Here is a 16,793-nt window from a genome sequence, read left to right as displayed (position 1 = left end):
CCGGTCTGCGCGCGGGACCCTCCTCCCGGCGTGACAACCTGCCTGCCCGGGCCGCGCAGGGCGACCCAATCCTGTGAAGATTGTGCGAGGGCGTTCACACCTGTCAACAGGACCTAAGTCACAGGGGCAACCCGGCCAGCGGTTATCAGGCCATCACCGGCGGTCATCAGCGCGCCGCGCGAGGCTGCCGATAATGAGGGTCCCTGGCCACGAACCGAGCCCATGACCGTCCATCGCGACTTCGACCATCTCTGGCGCGACCGCTGTGACACCTCCAGCCAGCGCGCGCCGCGCGTGTTGATCCGGGTGTTCGTGGCCCCGGGGGAGTTGGAGCGCAGCGTGGCGTTCTACGAGCAGCTGCAGGGTGTGGTGGCCGATGCGGGGTTCCCGTTTCCGGAGGTCGGGCTGCGTCTGGCGATGGTCGGTGCGTTCCTGTTGATCGAGGGCAGCGAGACGGCGCTGGCGCCGTTCACTTCGACCACGGGGACACTGCTGGTCGATGACGTTCGGCCCTATCACGACAAACTGGTCGCGGCTGGCGCCGAGATCATCTTCCCGTTGCAGGTGGTACCCACCGGGGCGGCGTTCAACGCGGTGCATCCCGATGGCACGGTGGTCGAGTACGTGCATCACCGGCCGGATCCGCACGGCCGGTGAGGGTGCGCCCGGCACCCGCGGTAGTGCCGGCCGCTGGCCGGCAACCTCAGAAGCAACAGCCGAAGCAAAAGCGGGCTTCCTGTGGGATGGCGGGGTGGATCCGGCTGCGGGGGACGCTGCAAGTACGTCCATGTAAGCTCGGTCGCGCCATCCATGGCGCTCACGCCCCCGCCAACGGACCCACCCCGCCTTCGACAATTTCTCGCAACCTGCAGTAGATCCACGCCATGCGTGGATGCTCTTCGTTTCATTGTCGAATTACTCGATTTCGATGGAGATTCATCCACGCATGGCGTGGATCTACAATCCCTCCATGTCCTCCCCCGCCCTACCTTGGAATGGCACGTTGCTGCTGGATGCTCACGTGGCCGTGCTGCAGGGCCATGCCGGTGGCAGCGCCTCGCATGCGCACTACGCCCATCAACTGCTGTTGAGCGACGGTACGCCCTGGCAGGTCGAAGTCGATGGCGTACGGCAGCAGGGCCAACGGCTGTGGCTGCCGTCCTTCCAGCCGCACGCAATCCTGTCGGCACCGGAAGCGGGCTGTACGGTGTTCCTTGAGCCGGCGCATGCCGACCTCGAACAGATCCAGCAGCACCTGCACTCGCTGCCCGGCACTGCGATGGAACTGCACGACTGGCTGCCACGGTTGAGCCGCCCACAGCCGCTGGACCGCCGCGTGCAGGCGGCGTTGGCCCGTATTGCCCAGCACCTGCCCGGCCCGGTGCCGGCTGCCGACATTGCCGAAGCCGCGCACCTCTCGACCAGCCAGCTGCACCGGCGTTTCCAGTCCGAGCTGGCGGTGACCCTGCGCGGCTGGGTGCTGTGGCAACGGTTGCGCCGCGCGCTGATGCATCATCTGAGCGGTCACAACCTGACCGACAGTGCGCATGCCGCTGGATTCGCCGATCTGGCCCATCTCTCGCGCAGCCTGCGCCGCATGTTCGGCATCGGTGCCGCGCAGCTGCAGGGCCTGCAGCTGCACGCGGCCTGACATGTTCAATCATTCGCGCCTGCGCAGGCCTTCCGGCAACTCCGGCACCTCGCCATGCGGCAGTTCGCGGAACGGCGCCAGCAGCTGCCCGGGATAATCGCGCGGATAGTCCGGCTGGCTGCCGATGCCAAGGTCGCGTTGCTGCAGCCGATAACCCGGCGCATTGAAGGCGGTCCCCAGCAGATGGTCCCAGACGGTCAGGAACAGGCCGAAGTTGACGTCGCCCGCGGTGCCGTAACGCATGTGGTGGAAGCGGTGCAGCGGCGCCCAGGCCATCACCCGGCCGAGCACGCCGGGACGCATGTCCACGTTGGAGTGCTGCAGCAGCAGCTGGATGGCAATGGCGAAAGCCAGCACCGCAGCCACCGGCATCGGCAGGCCCAACAGCAGCAGCGGCAGCACGCCGCCCACCGCTTCGGCCGCCTGATGCAGCGGGTGTTTCATCAGCCCGTTGAAGCCGTACATGCGGGTGACGCTGTGGTGCACCGCATGCAGCCGCCACAACCAGCCGATGCGATGGCTGGCGTAGTGCACCAGGGTGATGCCCAGATCAGCGCAGACGATGGCCAGCAGCACCTGCAGCGCGAATGGCCACTGCACCGGCCACAACTGCCACGGAATGATTGCCGCCAGCAGCGGCACCGCCGCGATCGACAGCAGGTTCAGGCTTTCGTTGACCAGTGCATGCAGGCTGTCACGCAGGCTGTCGCCGTGGTCGTGGTTGAACGCGGGGTCGTACGGCCAGGCACGCTCGGCGGCGAACGAGACCGCGATGGCGGCCGCCAGCAAGGCCAGCAGCCACAACGGATCACCGTGGCAATGGCCGACCCAGACGACGGCAGTGGCAACGAAGCCCAGCAGGAACAGCGGGGCATACAGGCGGAGCATCCAGTGCTTCATGGGCAACCCGGAAAGTGAGGGGCCTGCATGCTGGCGCCGCGTATGGGGTGCTGGCTTGAACAAACAGCGCAACCCGCACGCACCGGGTAGACGCCGACCTTGGTCGGCGCCGCGTTTCCCACATCCACGCATGGCGCGGCTCTACAATGGCGCCCTCATCGCGCCCGGGGCCGGCATGGATTCCTTCAACCTGATGCGTGCCTTCCGCCGCATCGTCGAACGCGGCGGGCTGGCCCGCGCTGCCGAAGACCTCGGCATGTCGCCCGCCGGCCTGAGCAAACAGCTGCGCACGCTGGAAGCGCATCTGGGCGTGGTACTGCTGCAGCGGACCACGCGGCGCATGAGCCTGACCGAGACCGGCCACGCCTATTACCGCGAATGCTGCCGCCTGCTCGACGAACTGGAGGCGCTGGAACGCGGCATCGCCGAACAGCGCGGCGACGTGGCCGGGCGCCTGCGCGTGAACGCGCCGCAGTCGTTCGCACTGAGCACGCTGTCGCCGCTGCTGCCACGCTTCCTGCAGCAGCATCCGCAGCTGTCGTTGGATCTGGTGATGGAAGATCGCCTGCTCGATGCAGTCGGTGAGGGTTTCGATGTATCGCTGCGGCTGCGTGCCGAGCTGGATGATTCACGCCTGGTGGCGCGCCGGCTGGCGTCGCTGCAGCAGGTGCTGTGCGCGGCCCCGTCCTACCTGCGGCAGCATCCGGCACCGCAGGCGGTGGACGATCTGCAGGCGCACAGCGTGCTGGCCTACAGCCTGTCCGACTCGCCCGGCAGCTGGCCGCTGCTCGGCCCCGATGGCCAGGTGACGATCACCCTGCCGGCGCGCGTCACCGTCAACAACAGCCTGCTGCTGCGCGACCTGCTGGTGGCCGGCATGGGCATCGGCGCCCTGCCCTCGTTCCTGGCGGCACCGGCACTGGCCCGTGGCGAACTGCAGCAGGTGCTGCCCGACCACCGCTATCCGCCACGCTTCGTGCATGCGGTCTACCCCACCTCGCGCCACCTGCAGCCCAAGGTGCGTGCCTTCATCGATTTCCTGCACGCCGAGCTGCCCGGCTGCGCCGGCCTGGATTCGTAACCGCCAGCGAAAACTGAGCTGCCCGCAGCGTGCTGTTTCGGCCACGCCGCGCTGCCTACTCTGCCGCCTCCCCTCTCACCGATGGCAGGCAGATGTCTTCCGTTCCTTCCCCCGCCACCGCCGCGCCGGTGGTCGATTTCTTCCACGACGTGGTCTGCGGCTGGTGCTTCGTGCTGGCCCCGCGCCTGCAGCAGGTCTCGGCCGAACTCGGCATCCAGGTGCGCCACCGCAGCTTCGTGCTGCAGGACTCGCGCGCGCAGATGGTCGAGGTGTTCGGCTCGATGGAGCGCGCCAAGGCGATCATCCTGCGCCACTGGACCGATTGCGCCGCGCATGAAGACACTGCGCGCATCGATATCGAAGGCATGCGCGCACAGGACTTCGAGTATCCGTCCGGCTGGCTCGGCGCACTGGCCTGCCAGGCCGCCGGCATGCTCGGTGGCAACGACGCCCATGGCGCGATGTTTGATGCCGTGCAATGGGCGCACCTGCACCAGCACCGCAACATCGGCGACGCCGAAGTACTGCTGGATATCGCCGAATCGCTGGGCCATCCACGTGGCGCCTTCGCTGACCACATGCGCAGCGACGCAGTACGCCAGCGCGTGCAGGCCGATCGTGCCGAAGCCGCTGCCCTCGGCATCCGTTCCATACCCACCGTGATCGGCGGCAACGGCCTGCGCCTGCAGACCCTGCCGCTGCCACACCTGCGCCAGGCCCTGGCGCCTTTGGTCGCGGCCTGAGCCGCACCCTCCCCCACCCTGCAAGGAGATTCCCCATGACCCCACGTACCCTGGCCACCGCGCTGGCCCTGCTGCTGGCCGGCACCGCCGCGTCCACCACCGTGTCCGCACACGAACGCGTTCCCTCCGGCCAGCAGGTCGGCACCAGCCCCTGGGGGCCGAAGGACGAGATCGGCCGCCTCAACCTGATCACCGAAGCCTCGCGTGCGGCGATCCTGTCACGGGTCAGTGGCGGCAAGGCCTATGACCTGGCCACCGAATACTACGTCGGCATGCCCAGCTGGCAGGATGCCGGCGACCCGCACTACCAGTTCTGGATGACCCACACCCCGCGCGGCACGGTGATGGACGACCCGATGGGCGTGGGCGAAACCATGAACCTCACCCGCAGCTACACCGGCACCGCATTCTCGATGTACAGCCACACCGGCACCCACATCGATGCGCTGAACCACTTCGGCATCCACGGGAAGATCTGGAACGGCTTCGAGGCCGACAAGCACCTCGGCGATCGTGGCTGGAATGTCACCGGCATCGAGAAGTTCCCGCCGCTGATCGCGCGTGGCGTGCTGATCGACGTGGCCGCCGCCAAGGGCGTGGACATGCTGCCTGACAGCTACCGCGTCACCCGCCAGGACCTGAAGGATGCGCTGGCACGCCAGAAGGTGAAACTGCAGCAGGGCGACGTGGTGCTGATCCGCACCGGCCGCATGCGCCTGTTCGAACAGCCCAAGGCCTACATGGCCAACCCGCCGGGCATGGGTCTGGACGCGGCACGCTTCCTGGTCGAGGACAGCGGCGCGATGATCGTCGGTGCCGACAACCTCAGCTTCGAGACCTTCCCCTCGGAGGTGTCCGACGACTACGTGCCGCTGCACACCTACCTGCTGGCCCAGCAGGGCGCGCCGATCATCGAGCTGGTGGCGCTGGACGAACTGGCCCGCGACAAGGTCTACGAGTTCGCCTTCATCGGCGGCCCGCTGAAGATCCGCGGCGGCGATGCCGCGCCGCTGCGCCCGGTGGCGCTGCCGGTACGCCCGTAACCAGGGCCTGTGGGTGCCGACCTTGGTCGGCACTCCTTTACCCCTTCAGCAACCTGAAACCGGACCCTCCGATTTCATTAGTAATTCTACTCACAAGACGAGTAGCATGTCTGGTCTCAGCCCCTGATACCGGCCCGTCGATACTCGCGCCATGCCCGCTGTTTCCGCCCGTTCCTGCCGTTTCCAGCCCGCCCGGCGCCTCCCCTGGAGGGCCGGCTGATGGGTGCCGTCGTCGCCCTCGACCGGCTGCTGGACGGGCGCCAGCTGTGGCGCGGCCCGGCCCGCCAGGGGCCGGCCAGCGACCACCTGGCCAGCGGCCACCCGGCACTGGACGCACGCCTGCCCGGCGGTGGCTGGCCCACCAGCGGGCTGTGCGAGGTACTGCAGGCGGCGCCCGGGGTGGGTGAGCTGGCGCTGGTCTGGCCGGCGCTGGCCAAGCTGAGCCTGCGCGACCGCCCGATCGTGCTGGTCGCCCCGCCCTATCGCCCGCATGCCCCGGCCTGGGCGGCAGCCGGGCTGGACCTGGCCCAGCTGCAGATCATCCACGCAGCGCCGAAACAGGCGCTCTGGGCCACCGAGCAGTGCCTGCGCTCTGCCGCCTGCGCGGCGGTGCTGTGCTGGCCGCACCAGGCCGACGACCGCGCCCTGCGCCGCCTGCAGGTGGCCGCCGACAGCGGCCAGTGCCTGGGCTTCGTGTTCCGCGAGGCGCAGGCGGCGCGCAATCCCTCTCCGGCCAGCCTGCGCCTGCAGCTCGACCACGGCCAGGTGCGGGTGCTGAAGTGCCGAGGCGGCCTGCCGCCGGCGCAGCCGTTGCCGCTGGCCATCGCCCACTGAGGCCGCGCCATGCACTGGGCCTGCCTGTTGTTGCCGCAGCTGGCGCTGGACAGCGTGCTGCGCCTGCAGCCGGATCCGCAGCGCCCACTGGTGCTGCTGCAGGGGCCGGCACAGCGTCGCGTACTGCGTGCGGTCAGCCCGTCGGCACGCGCAGCGGGGCTGCGCCCGGGCATGCTGCTGTCGGCTGCGCAGGTGCTGGTGCAGGACATGCACCTGCACGATTACGATCCCAACGCCGAACAGCACACCCGGCAGCTGCTGGCCAGCTGGGCCTACGCCTACAGCTCGCAGGTCAGCCTCGATTTCCCGCATGCACTGGTGCTGGAGATCGGCGCCAGCCGCGCCCTGTTCGGTGACTGGCTGACGATCCAGCAGCGGCTGCGCAACGAACTGCACGAACTCGGCTTCCGTCACCGTCTGGTGGCCGCACCTACCCCACATGCCGCGCGCGTGCTGGCCAACGTCCACGATGGCCTCGGCATCGATGCACAGCAACTGCCGGCGGCGCTGGCGCAGTTGCCCCTGCCGCGCTGCGGCCTGCCCAACGAAGCGGTGACGGTGCTCGGCCGCTCCGGCCTGCGCACGCTGGGCGCAGTGCTCGAGCTGCCGCGCGACAGCCTGGCCCGGCGCTTTGCCCCCGAGGTCCTGCAGCAGCTGGATGCACTGCGTGGGCTACCCACCGCGCCACTGCGCTACTACCAGCCACCGGACCGTTTCGATGCACGCATCGAATTTGAGTACGAAATCGAATCCAGCCAGGCCCTGTTGTTTCCGCTGCGTCGCTTGCTGCTGGACCTGGCCGCGTTCCTGTGTTCGCGCGATGGCGGCGTGCAGCGCTTCGACCTGCATTTCGAGCACGACCTGCTGCCGGCCAGCGTGCTGACCATCGGCCTGCTGGCACCGGAACGCGATCCCGCGTTGCTGTTCGAGATCGCGCGCAACCGCATGGAAGCGTTCGCCCTGCCGGCCGGCAGCCGCGCACTGCGCCTGCAGGCCGAACAGCTGCCACCGTTCGTGCCCGCCGCGCGCGACCTGTTCGATACCCGGCCGGCACAGGCGATGCCCTGGAACCAGCTGCGCGAGCGCCTGCGCGCGCGGCTGGGCGATGACGCCGTGCAGCCGCTGGCGGTGCAGGCCGACCATCGCCCCGAACGCGCCAGTGGCAGCCAGCCCGCGGCCAAGCCTCCGTCGTACTGGCCGCTGCGCCCTGGCTGGTTGCTGGACACCCCGCAACCGCTGCGTGATCCGCGGCTGCGCATCGTCACCGGGCCGGAGCGGATCGAATCGGGCTGGTGGGACCAGGCCGACGCACGCCGCGACTACTACGTGGTGGAAACCGCACACGGCCAGCGCGGCTGGGCTTTCCGTGAGCGCAACGATCCGCATGCGCCGTGGATGCTGCACGGCTGGTTCGGCTGAGCCGCCATGCACAGCGAACTGCCCGGCTACGCCGAACTGCACTGCCTGTCGGCCTTCAGTTTCCAGCGTGGTGCTTCGATCGCCGAAGAGCTGTTCGCGCGCGCCGCCGGCCAGGGCTACCGCGCGTTGGCGATCACCGACGAATGCTCGCTGGCCGGCATCGTGCGTGCCTGGCAGGCGGCGAAGGCGCATGGCGTGGCGCTGATCGTCGGCGCCGAATTCCAGGTCGAGGACGGACCCAAGCTGGCCCTGCTGTGCACCGACCAGGCCGCCTATGCCGGGCTGTGCCAGTTGATCACTACCTGCCGGCGGCGCGCGGCCAAGGGCGAGTACCGTTGCCTGCGCGAGGACCTGCTCGGCCTGCCCGACGGCCTGCTGTGCCTGTGGCTGGACCGGCAACCGGCCGCCACCGACCTGGAACTGCTGCGCGCCGGCTTCAATGATCGGCTGTGGCTGGCGGTGGAACTGCACCACGAACACGACGACGCACGCCGCCTGCAGCAGCTGCAGGCCTTCGGCGAACGCCACCGCCTGCCGCTGGTCGCCAGTGGCGATGTGCACATGCACGTGCGACGCCGCCGCGCCCTGCAGGACACGCTGACCGCGATCCGCCATCGTTGCAGCGTGGCCGAAGCCGGCTGGCGCCTGTTTCCCAACGGCGAGCGCCACCTGCGCCCGCGCACCGCGCTGGCCCAGCTGTATCCCGCCGAACTGCTGGCCGAGACCCTGCGCATCGCCGAACGCTGCCACTTCACGCTGGAGCAGCTGCAGTACACCTATCCGCGCGAGCTGGTGCCGGAGGGGCATGACCCGGACAGCTGGCTGCGCGAGCTGGTCGAAGAAAAGATTCCCTGGCGTTGGCCAGAAGGCATCAAGGACGCACAGCGCAAGCAGATCGAACATGAGCTGGCGTTGATCCGGGAGAAAAACTACGCCTCCTACTTCCTTACCGTGCATGACATCGTGCGCTTCGCCCGCAGCCAGGACATCCTCTGCCAAGGGCGTGGCTCGGCGGCCAATTCGACGGTGTGCTTTGTGCTGGGCGTGACCGAGATCGATCCTGCGCGCAGCAATCTGTTGTTTGAACGCTTCATCTCCGCCGAGCGCAATGAGCCGCCGGACATCGACATCGACTTCGAGCACGAGCGCCGCGAGGAAGTGCTGCAGTACGTGTTCAAGCGCTATGGCCGAGAGCGCGCCGCACTGACCGCAGTAGCAATCAGCTACCGTGGCCGCAGCGCGATCCGCGACGTCGCCCGTGCGCTCGGCCTGCCGATGGACCAGGTCAACGAACTGGGCGCGGCAATGGATCATTGGGGCGGCAACATCCCATTGCCGGAAACCCTCCGCGAGCGCGGCTTCGACCCGGACACGCCGCTGATGCGGCGGCTGCTGTCACTGACCAATGAACTGATCGACTTCCCGCGCCACCTGTCTCAGCATCCGGGTGGTTTCGTCATCTCCGAGCATCCGCTGTCGACCCTGGTGCCGGTGGAAAACGCGGCGATGGCCGACCGCACCGTCATCCAGTGGGACAAGGACGATCTGGATGCCACCGGCCTGATGAAGGTCGACTGCCTGGCGCTGGGCATGCTCACCGCCATCCGCAAATGCCTGGCGATGTTGAAGCAGCACGGCCTGCATGAAGGACGCATGGATGCGATCCCGCCCAAGGATGCAAAGACCTTCGACATGATCTGCGCCGCCGATACCATCGGCGTGTTCCAGATCGAATCGCGCGCACAGATGGCGATGCTGCCGCGCATGCAGCCACGCACGTTCTATGACCTGGTGATCGAGGTGGCGATCGTGCGCCCTGGCCCGATCCAGGGCGACATGGTGCACCCCTATCTGGAGCGGCGCCGGATCCTGCGCGAACAGGGACCGGACGCGTTGAACGACCCGGACAACCCGCTCTACCCACCGCAGCTGGAACGCGTATTCGCACGCACGCTGGGCGTGCCGCTGTTCCAGGAACAGGTGATGCAGCTGGCGGTGGAAGCGGCCGGCTACACGCCGGGCCAGGCCGATGCCCTGCGCCGCTCGATGGCGGCATGGAAGCGCCGTGGCGGCCTGGAACCGCATCGCGAGAAGCTGCTGGCCGGCATGCTCAATAACGGCTTCAGCCGCGAGTACGGCGAGCATCTGTTCGAGCAGATCAAGGGCTTCGGTGATTACGGTTTCCCGGAAAGCCACGCCGCCAGCTTCGCCCTGCTGACCTATAACAGCTGCTGGCTGAAGTGCCATCACCCGGCCGCGTTCACCGCCAGCCTGATCAACAGCCAGCCGCTGGGCTTCTACAGCCCCGACCAGCTGCTGCAGGACGCGCGCCGGCATGGCATCCGCGTGCTGCCGGTGGACGTGCGCCACAGCGACTGGGACTGCACCCTGGATTTCAGCAGGGGCGCGGCCGCGATCCGGCTCGGCCTGCGCCTGGTCGATGGCTGCAACGAGCCCGCCGTGCAGGCCATCATGCGCGAACGTGCGCGGCGCCCGTTCGACGATGTCGGCGACCTGTGCCAGCGCACCGCCCTGGACCGCCGCCAGCAGGGCCTGCTGGCCGATGCCGGTGCGTTGCGTGGGCTCAGTGGCCATCGCCATCGTGCACGCTGGGATATCTCCGGCGTGGAAAACCGGCTGCCGCTGTTCGACCAGGCCCGCGCCACCGCCGAAGCCCGCGTGCCATTGCCGCTGCCCAGCGCATGGGAGGACATGCAGGCCGATTACCGCAGCACCGGCACCACCCTTGGCCGCCACCCGATCTCGTTCCTGCGTGCGCAGCTGCGCAGCCGTGGCTGTCTGGACGCTGCACAACTGGCCGGGCATGGCCATGGCCGTCGCGTGCGCATCGCCGGCCTGGTACGCATGCGCCAGCGCCCACAGACCGCCAGCGGTGTCACCTTCCTCACGCTCGAAGATGAGACCGGCATGGTCAACGCCGTGGTCTGGCGGCACCTGGCCGATCGCCAGCACCGGGTGCTGGTCGATACCCAGCTGATGCAGATCGATGGTCGCCTGGAACGCGTCGATGGCGTCCAGCACGTCATCGTGCAACGTATGCACTGCCTGGATGAACTGCTGCAGGGACTGCGCAGCCACAGCCGCGATTTCCATTGACGCCGGGAATCACCGCGTAACAGCCACTGGGTGATGTCGAGCAGGTAGAGGTAGAGTCGACTGTCAGTCGACTTGCACGCGCCAGCGCGGGAATCTCCGTGATCTGATCGAACAGCAGTCGACTGACAGTCGACTCTACCCATCCCCTTTTGCATCCGCTATCGTCGGCACATCCAAGGAAGGACCACCCGATGCCCCGTGCGCTGCTGCTGACCACACTGGTGGTCTCCACCCTCGCCCTGCTTGTTTCCGGCTGGACCGCCTGGAACCTGCATCGCAGCCAATCGCCACAGCGCATCATCGAAGCACGCGGCCTGGTCATCCACGATGCAAGCGGCCAGCCGCGGGTCATCCTCGGCGCACCGGTCCCCGACCCGCTCAGCCAGGGCCGCACCCAGGGGCCGCGTGCCACGGCACTGTCTGGCCTGATCCTGCTTGGCCCCGACGGTTCCGAGCGTGGTGGTTATGGCACCAGCGACCGCGGCGGCGAAGCCCTGCTCACCCTCGACGATGCCACCGGCACTACCGAAGTATTCAAGGTCGTCGCCAACCCGGATCGCGGCGCCAGCCTGATGGTCAAGCACCAGAACAACACCGGCGCCATGCTCACCTCCTGGCAGGGCAAGCCGGAGCTGATGTTCGTCGATGACAGCGGCCAGTCCTACTACGTGCGCCCTGGCGCCAACGCCGCGCCCTGATCGGCTTCTGTAGCGTCGAGCCATGCTCGACGCTACACCCCGCACACGGCCGCCAGGTCATCGGCCAGCTGCCGCAGCTGCGTCGTCCCCAGCGCCGCACAGGTGATGCGCAGGCCATGTCCCGGCGCCGCCACCGCGAACACTTCGCCCGCCCGCACATGCCATCCGCGCGAAGCCAGTGCCAGCACCTGAGGATGGCTGTCAGCCGACAACGGCAGCCACAGGTTCAATCCCTCCATTGGCAGCGGCGTCGGCATGCCACGCGCGCGCAGCAACTCCTGCAGCGACTGCAGGCGCTGCTGGTAACGCTCACCTGCCGAGGCGATCTTCGCCCGCTGCGTTGCCGACGCCAGCACCGACGTCGCCGCATCCTGCAGCAGATGACTGACCCAGCCGGTGCCGGACGCCAATCGCAGCCGCAACCGCATCGCGGTTTCTTCATCGCAGGCCAACCAGGCCAGGCGCAGATCCGGGCCGAGCGGTTTGGACAACGAACGCAACAGCGCCCAGCGCCGGCCATCCAGCGGCAGCACCGAGTGATAGGCCTGCTGCGAGAGCAGCGCATAGTGATCGTCGATCAACACCGCCACCTGCGGGTAGGCCGCCAGCAGCTGGCGCAACGCCCGTGCCCGCTTCGCATCCAGGCTGGCCCCGGTCGGGTTGTGCGCACGCGGGGTCAGCAGCACCGCACGTGCACCGGCCTCCAGCGCCTGCCGAAGTGATTCGACCTGCATGCCATGCGCGTCCACCGCCACCGGCAACGGCGCGTGGCCCACGGCATTGAGCACATTGAGGCTGCCGAGGAAGCACGGATCCTCCACCGCGATGCGATCCCCCGGCAGCAGCCAGGCCGCCAGCAGGCGTTCAATGCCATCGACCGCGCCATGGGTCAGCTCCAGCGCATAACCCGCCGGGCAGTCCGCATCCAGCGAGGCGCGCGCCAGCGCCTGCAACCTCGGGTCGACCGTGCCCACGCCATACAGCCGCGGTGCGGCCGGGGCCAGGCGCAGGTTCGGCAGCAGGCGCGGATCCGGATTGCCACCGGCCAGGTCCTGCAGCGCCAGCCCGGGCGTACTGCCCTCGCGCGCCAGCGGCGGCGGCAGGCCACGCACCACCGTGCCGCGGCGGCCCGCCGTGCTGGCCAGGCCCGCCGCATCCAGGCGCTTGTAGGCAGCGGCCACGGTGTTGCGGTTCACGCCCAGCTGCTCGGCCAGTTCACGCACCGGCGGCAGCACGCTGCCGGCCGGCAAGCGGCCCTCGCCGATGCCCTCACGGATGCTGTCGAAGATCGACTCGGCACTGTGCCCGGTGATTTTCATTTTGTCCTATGCCAAAATATCTCTTGTCCTGTGCCAGTGTATCCCACCCTGGCCGCCCTGCATTGGAGGTGCCCGCATGCCCCTTGCCGCCGCCGACTGGCCCGTCGCCCAGTCCGTTGAACAGATCGCCGCCAACCTGGTCACGGTGCGCCAACGCATCGCCGATGCCTGCGCCCGCGTCGGCCGGGACCCGGCCAGCGTGCGCCTGCTGCCGGTCAGCAAGACCGTCGATGAAGCCCGCATCCGCATGGCGGTGGCCGCAGGCTGCCACGAACTTGGCGAGAACAAGGTGCAGGAGGCACAACGCAAGGCCGAAGCGATGGCCGACCTGGGCGTGCACTGGTCGGTGATCGGCCATCTGCAGACCAACAAGGCGCGCTACGTGGCACGCTTTGCCAGCGAGTTCCAGGCGCTGGACAGCCTGCGCGTAGCCGAGGCCCTGCAGCAGCGCCTGCAACTGGAAGAGCGCACCCTGGACGTGTTCGTGCAGGTCAACACCTCGGCCGAACCCAGCAAGTACGGACTGGAACCCGACGCGGTCGAGGCCTTCGTGCAACAGCTGCCAGCCTTCGATCGCCTGCGCGTGCGCGGCCTGATGACCCTGGCCATCTTCACCCCCGACGTCGAGCGCGTGCGCGCCTGCTTCGTGCGCCTGCGCGAACTGCGCGACCAGCTGCAACGCACCGCCCCGCCCGACCTGGACCTGTCGCAGCTGTCGATGGGCATGTCCGGTGATTTCGAAGTGGCCATCGAGGAAGGTGCCACCGTGGTCCGCGTCGGCCAGGCCATTTTCGGCGCCCGCGCCACCCCGGACAGCTTCTACTGGCCGAACAGCGGAGCCCCGGCATGAAGCACGCGGTTGTCCTGCAGCACGTTGGCTTTGAAGACCTCGGCACCCTGCAGCCACTGCTGTTGGCGCAAGGCTGGCAGCTGCAGCTGCTGCAGGCCGGCGTCGATGCGCTCGATGACGCCGAAACCGCCGACCTGCTGGTCGTGCTGGGCGGTCCCATCAGTGCCAATGACACAGGGACCTACCCCTCCGTCAACGACAGCATTGCCTGCTGCAGCGCCGGCTGCAGCGGCAGCGGCCGACCCTGGGCATCTGCCTGGGTGCACAGCTGATGGCGCGGGCACTCGGTGCCAGCGTCGCTCCCAGTGGTGGCAAGGAAATCGGCTTTGCGCCACTGCTGCTGACCGATGAAGGCCAGCGTTCTCCGCTGCAGTCCCTGCAGGGCATTCCGGTACTGCATTGGCATGGTGAGGCGTTCGAACTTCCGGCCGGTGCACGCCGCCTGGCCAGCACGCCGGCCTGCCGTCACCAGGCCTTCGCCATCGGCAGCCACGCACTGGCCCTGCAATGCCATCCGGAACTGGACGCCCGCCAGTTCGAGCGCTGGCTGATCGGCCACACGCTGGAGCTGGCCCAGGCCGGCATCGATCCCAACGACCTGCGCGCACAGGCGCGTCGCTATGGCGCACCGCTGGCAGCGGCCGCCACCGCGATGTTCGACCATTGGCTGCAGGACCTGCCGGAGACACCGCAATGAACTACCGATTGCAGATCCACCGCGATGGCGCCCACTGGGGCCACTTCGACTGCAGCGGCCCCGATGCCCTGCAACGCATGGACGCCATTGCCGCACAGCTGCCTGCCGATCAGGGCTTCCAGCTGAAACGGCAGAAAGGTGTCGGCGAAGAGCGCATCCTGTCCAGCAATGCCGATGGCCTGCGGGTACTGGCTTCGCAGATCCAGTACCGCGACATCTGACCCGATGGTAGTGCCGGCCGCTGGCCGGCATCCGGATCTTCCGGCCAGCGGCCGGCACTACCGCGGCTGTTCGCCCGCGTGCGAAGCTTCACGCATGTTGACCCTGCATCGCGGCAACCACCACGGACTGCTCATCGCCCCGCGCTGGCCCTCCACCCGCATCCAACTGGAAGAAGAGGTACTGCAACGCCTGCTCGACGCGCAGGCGATGCTGCCTGCCGGGTTGCGCCTGCTGCTCACCCGTGGCTTCGAACCCGGCCACAGCCGTCTCGGTGGCTTCCGCCGCGCGGTACGACGGCTCGGCATCGCAGCATTCCGCACCTGCTACCCGCAACGCCGCGATGAGATCGATGCCATCTTCGGTGCCAACGGGCACGACATCGATGGCCGTCATGTCGATGTCTCACTGGTACTGCACGGCAAGCGGCTGCGGCTGCTGCCCCTGGGCGTGTTCACCCCACTGCGCTGGCAGGATCGTCGCGTTGCCCGTCATTCCGAAGCCGTCGTGCAGGTGAAGCGCAGCCTGCAGCAGTGCGGCTTCGAGCTGCATCACAACGCCACCGAAGCCCTGCAGATCCACTGCGACTATCGTCCGCGCTGACGCCGCGGTGACCCATGCGTGCCGTGCCTCGCGCCATGGATGCAAATGATTCTCTTTTGCTGTAAGGTGCAGCCGCTGCCCTTGCCGCCGCGGGCTGTTCCCTTTCCCAGTTGTCGCCCGCCCCGTGTCCACGCCTGTCGAACCGACGGATGTCGCGCAGCTGTGCGCGGCCCATTACCGGCCGCTGCACGCCCATGTCCGCCGCAAACTCCCGCAACGCAGCGACGCCGATGACGTCGTCCAGGAAACCTGGCTGCGTGTCGTCAAAGTCGCCTCCAGCGGCCTGCTGAGCAACGGCCGCGCCTATCTGTACCGCGTCGCCCACAACCTGATCGCGGATCACTACCGGCAGCGCCAGCGCCGTCGCGAAGAGGTACTGGATGACACGCAGTTGCAGGCCATCGCCGATCCTGCACCACTGCCCGAGCAGCGACTGCTCGACGCCGAACAGCTGCGCCACCTCGACGCGATCGTCGCCGCGCTGCCACCGCGCTCGCGCCAGGTGTTCCTGCTGGCGCGGGTTGAACAATTGGCGCTGGCTGAGATCGGGCGCCAGCTCGGCATCAGCCGGCAGACCGCGCACGGCCATCTGCTGCGCGCCCTCGTCGCTCTGCAGCAGGTGCCCGGCGCATGAGCCAGGACGCGATCGCGCGCGAAGCCGCACGCTGGTGGCTGGATGGACACGATGGCACCCGCGACGAGAACGCGTTCGACCAGTGGTGCCAGGCCGATTCGCGCCATGTTGCGCAGTACCAGCATCTGCAGCACCTGTGGCAGGCAGGCGCGACGCTCCCCAGCCTGCAGCGGCAACAGCAGCGCAGGCAACGCCGTCGCCTGCGCGAAGCCGGCATTGCGGTTCTGTTGCTGTGTGCGCTGGGTTTCTACAGCCGCCATGCCTCGCCGCCGGTGGCGCAGGTACTGCGTACGGCCGCTGGCGAGATCCGCGAGGAGACCCTTCCGGATGGTTCGCATGTCCTGCTGTCACCCGGCAGCGAAGTGAAGGTGCGCATCGATGGGCAGCGCCGCCAGCTCCAGTTGCAGCGTGGCCAGGCCTGGTTCCAGGTCGCCGCCGATGCCGACTGGCCCTTCCAGGTGCACACCCCGCAGGGCACCGTCACTGCACTGGGGACCGCATTCGATCTTGCCGTGCAGGGCAACAGCAGCGTGGTCACCGTTACCGAGCATCGCGTGCGCGTGGACAGCGGCAACGCCAGCATGCTGGCCAACGACGGCGAGCAGCTGCGCTTCGATGGGCAGTCTACAGCCCATGCAACAACCAACGCCCCCGGAACACTGGCCTGGCGCGAACGGCGCCTGCACTGGGTCTCGGCCCCGCTGGCCGACGTCACGCAGGGCCTGGACCGCTGGCACGGCGGGCACACGTGGGTCGTCGGCGAGCAGCTGCGCCAGCAGCCGGTCACCCTGCTTGGCAGTGCCGACGGTGCAGCCAGCAACCGCGACCAGTTGGCCACTCAGTTGCAGGTGCGCGTGCTGCGCCTCGGCGACGGCATACAGGTGTGGCTGCCGCCACGCAGGGAACAGCGTGATGGGCCCTGACATCCGGCCTGCGGCTGCGTCTACCCAGGATGACGACGCTCTGCGTCAGCCCCTGGAGCCCC

General features: G+C 68.3%; 16 protein-coding genes and 1 pseudogene. 15 read left to right on the top strand and 2 right to left on the bottom strand.

Features of this window, described 5'->3' with window-relative positions; all coding sequences use genetic code 11:
- Positions 1-222: 222 nt before the first annotated feature.
- The gene (locus AC5P9N_RS04425; protein WP_099484866.1) at positions 223-657 is read left to right on the top strand and encodes a VOC family protein; all 435 of its coding nucleotides are present in this window, start codon (positions 223-225) and stop codon (positions 655-657) included.
- Between the two features lie 289 nt (positions 658-946).
- Positions 947-1,651: an AraC family transcriptional regulator gene (locus AC5P9N_RS04420; RefSeq protein ID WP_049460414.1), complete on the top strand. Its 705-nt coding sequence runs from the start codon at positions 947-949 to the stop codon at positions 1,649-1,651.
- A 9-nt stretch (positions 1,652-1,660) separates the two neighbouring features.
- Here AC5P9N_RS04420 and AC5P9N_RS04415 read toward each other — a convergent pair whose 3' ends face one another.
- Positions 1,661-2,539 carry a sterol desaturase family protein gene (locus AC5P9N_RS04415; RefSeq protein ID WP_224481911.1) on the bottom strand — a complete coding sequence of 293 codons (879 nt, stop codon included), beginning with the start codon at positions 2,537-2,539 and terminating at the stop codon, positions 1,661-1,663.
- A 142-nt stretch (positions 2,540-2,681) separates the two neighbouring features.
- On the opposite strand from AC5P9N_RS04415, the gene AC5P9N_RS04410 reads away from it, so the two are divergent.
- From AC5P9N_RS04410 to AC5P9N_RS04380, 7 genes are all read left to right on the top strand, one after another.
- Positions 2,682-3,632, top strand: a complete 951-nt coding sequence (locus AC5P9N_RS04410; RefSeq protein WP_197572955.1) for a LysR family transcriptional regulator — start codon at positions 2,682-2,684, stop codon at positions 3,630-3,632.
- A gap of 92 nt (positions 3,633-3,724) precedes the next feature.
- Positions 3,725-4,375, top strand: a complete 651-nt coding sequence (locus AC5P9N_RS04405; RefSeq protein ID WP_012480588.1) for a DsbA family oxidoreductase — start codon at positions 3,725-3,727, stop codon at positions 4,373-4,375.
- A gap of 35 nt (positions 4,376-4,410) precedes the next feature.
- Positions 4,411-5,418, top strand: a complete 1,008-nt coding sequence (locus AC5P9N_RS04400; RefSeq protein ID WP_005410050.1) for a cyclase family protein — start codon at positions 4,411-4,413, stop codon at positions 5,416-5,418.
- Between the two features lie 219 nt (positions 5,419-5,637).
- Positions 5,638-6,252, top strand: a complete 615-nt coding sequence (imuA, locus tag AC5P9N_RS04395; RefSeq protein WP_005413787.1) for a translesion DNA synthesis-associated protein ImuA — start codon at positions 5,638-5,640, stop codon at positions 6,250-6,252.
- A gap of 9 nt (positions 6,253-6,261) precedes the next feature.
- The gene (locus AC5P9N_RS04390; RefSeq protein WP_005413788.1) at positions 6,262-7,671 is read left to right on the top strand and encodes a Y-family DNA polymerase; all 1,410 of its coding nucleotides are present in this window, start codon (positions 6,262-6,264) and stop codon (positions 7,669-7,671) included.
- A 6-nt stretch (positions 7,672-7,677) separates the two neighbouring features.
- The gene (locus AC5P9N_RS04385; protein WP_099484865.1) at positions 7,678-10,788 is read left to right on the top strand and encodes an error-prone DNA polymerase; all 3,111 of its coding nucleotides are present in this window, start codon (positions 7,678-7,680) and stop codon (positions 10,786-10,788) included.
- Between the two features lie 191 nt (positions 10,789-10,979).
- Positions 10,980-11,486: a hypothetical protein gene (locus AC5P9N_RS04380; protein WP_005410054.1), complete on the top strand. Its 507-nt coding sequence runs from the start codon at positions 10,980-10,982 to the stop codon at positions 11,484-11,486.
- Positions 11,487-11,518: 32 nt separating this feature from the next.
- On the opposite strand, the gene ptsJ is transcribed toward AC5P9N_RS04380, so the two are convergent.
- On the bottom strand, positions 11,519-12,805 hold the full coding sequence (gene ptsJ, locus AC5P9N_RS04375) for a MocR-like B6 salvage transcription factor PtsJ (RefSeq protein WP_059034701.1): 1,287 nt from the start codon (positions 12,803-12,805) through the stop codon (positions 11,519-11,521).
- Positions 12,806-12,881: 76 nt separating this feature from the next.
- Between ptsJ and AC5P9N_RS04370 the strand changes: the two genes are divergently transcribed.
- The 6 genes and pseudogenes from AC5P9N_RS04370 to AC5P9N_RS04345 all read left to right on the top strand — a co-directional run bounded on the left by AC5P9N_RS04370 (position 12,882) and on the right by AC5P9N_RS04345 (position 16,731).
- Entirely contained in the window at positions 12,882-13,655 is a 774-nt protein-coding gene (locus AC5P9N_RS04370) for a YggS family pyridoxal phosphate-dependent enzyme (RefSeq protein WP_005413791.1), read from the top strand.
- Positions 13,652-14,352 (top strand): annotated as a pseudogene (locus tag AC5P9N_RS04365) (glutamine amidotransferase). Before AC5P9N_RS04370 ends, AC5P9N_RS04365 begins: the two are co-directional and overlap by 4 nt.
- A complete protein-coding gene (locus AC5P9N_RS04360; protein WP_005410058.1) occupies positions 14,349-14,573 on the top strand; it encodes a hypothetical protein in 225 nt (74 codons plus the stop codon). The pseudogene AC5P9N_RS04365 and the gene AC5P9N_RS04360 overlap by 4 nt, the downstream one beginning before the upstream one ends.
- A gap of 94 nt (positions 14,574-14,667) precedes the next feature.
- Positions 14,668-15,174 (top strand): hypothetical protein, encoded by a 507-nt coding sequence (locus tag AC5P9N_RS04355; RefSeq protein WP_059034713.1) that lies wholly within the window; start codon positions 14,668-14,670, stop codon positions 15,172-15,174.
- A 124-nt stretch (positions 15,175-15,298) separates the two neighbouring features.
- Entirely contained in the window at positions 15,299-15,808 is a 510-nt protein-coding gene (locus tag AC5P9N_RS04350; protein ID WP_099484864.1) for an RNA polymerase sigma factor, read from the top strand.
- Complete coding sequence (locus AC5P9N_RS04345) at positions 15,805-16,731, top strand: FecR family protein (protein ID WP_099484863.1); 927 nt, start codon at positions 15,805-15,807, stop codon at positions 16,729-16,731. Before AC5P9N_RS04350 ends, AC5P9N_RS04345 begins: the two co-directional genes overlap by 4 nt.
- Positions 16,732-16,793: the final 62 nt, after the last annotated feature.

Source organism: Stenotrophomonas sp. YJH_SMC_6 (assembly GCF_059371335.1).
Note: the sequence above shows the minus strand (reverse complement) of the source record. Positions and strands in the feature narration are given on the sequence as shown.

Excerpts from the sequence above, each read along its gene's own strand:
- AC5P9N_RS04355 (WP_059034713.1), top strand. The coding sequence starts at position 14,668 with ATGTTGACCCTGCATCGCGGCAACCACCACGGACTGCTCATCGCCCCG.
- AC5P9N_RS04425 (WP_099484866.1), top strand. The coding sequence starts at position 223 with ATGACCGTCCATCGCGACTTCGACCATCTCTGGCGCGACCGCTGTGAC.
- AC5P9N_RS04370 (WP_005413791.1), top strand. The coding sequence starts at position 12,882 with ATGCCCCTTGCCGCCGCCGACTGGCCCGTCGCCCAGTCCGTTGAACAG.
- imuA (WP_005413787.1), top strand. The coding sequence starts at position 5,638 with ATGGGTGCCGTCGTCGCCCTCGACCGGCTGCTGGACGGGCGCCAGCTG.
- AC5P9N_RS04405 (WP_012480588.1), top strand. The coding sequence starts at position 3,725 with ATGTCTTCCGTTCCTTCCCCCGCCACCGCCGCGCCGGTGGTCGATTTC.
- AC5P9N_RS04390 (WP_005413788.1), top strand. The coding sequence starts at position 6,262 with ATGCACTGGGCCTGCCTGTTGTTGCCGCAGCTGGCGCTGGACAGCGTG.
- ptsJ (WP_059034701.1), bottom strand. The coding sequence starts at position 12,805 with ATGAAAATCACCGGGCACAGTGCCGAGTCGATCTTCGACAGCATCCGT.
- AC5P9N_RS04345 (WP_099484863.1), top strand. The coding sequence starts at position 15,805 with ATGAGCCAGGACGCGATCGCGCGCGAAGCCGCACGCTGGTGGCTGGAT.
- AC5P9N_RS04385 (WP_099484865.1), top strand. The coding sequence starts at position 7,678 with ATGCACAGCGAACTGCCCGGCTACGCCGAACTGCACTGCCTGTCGGCC.
- AC5P9N_RS04400 (WP_005410050.1), top strand. The coding sequence starts at position 4,411 with ATGACCCCACGTACCCTGGCCACCGCGCTGGCCCTGCTGCTGGCCGGC.
- AC5P9N_RS04410 (WP_197572955.1), top strand. The coding sequence starts at position 2,682 with ATGGCGCGGCTCTACAATGGCGCCCTCATCGCGCCCGGGGCCGGCATG.
- AC5P9N_RS04380 (WP_005410054.1), top strand. The coding sequence starts at position 10,980 with ATGCCCCGTGCGCTGCTGCTGACCACACTGGTGGTCTCCACCCTCGCC.
- AC5P9N_RS04415 (WP_224481911.1), bottom strand. The coding sequence starts at position 2,539 with ATGCTCCGCCTGTATGCCCCGCTGTTCCTGCTGGGCTTCGTTGCCACT.
- AC5P9N_RS04420 (WP_049460414.1), top strand. The coding sequence starts at position 947 with ATGGCGTGGATCTACAATCCCTCCATGTCCTCCCCCGCCCTACCTTGG.
- AC5P9N_RS04360 (WP_005410058.1), top strand. The coding sequence starts at position 14,349 with ATGAACTACCGATTGCAGATCCACCGCGATGGCGCCCACTGGGGCCAC.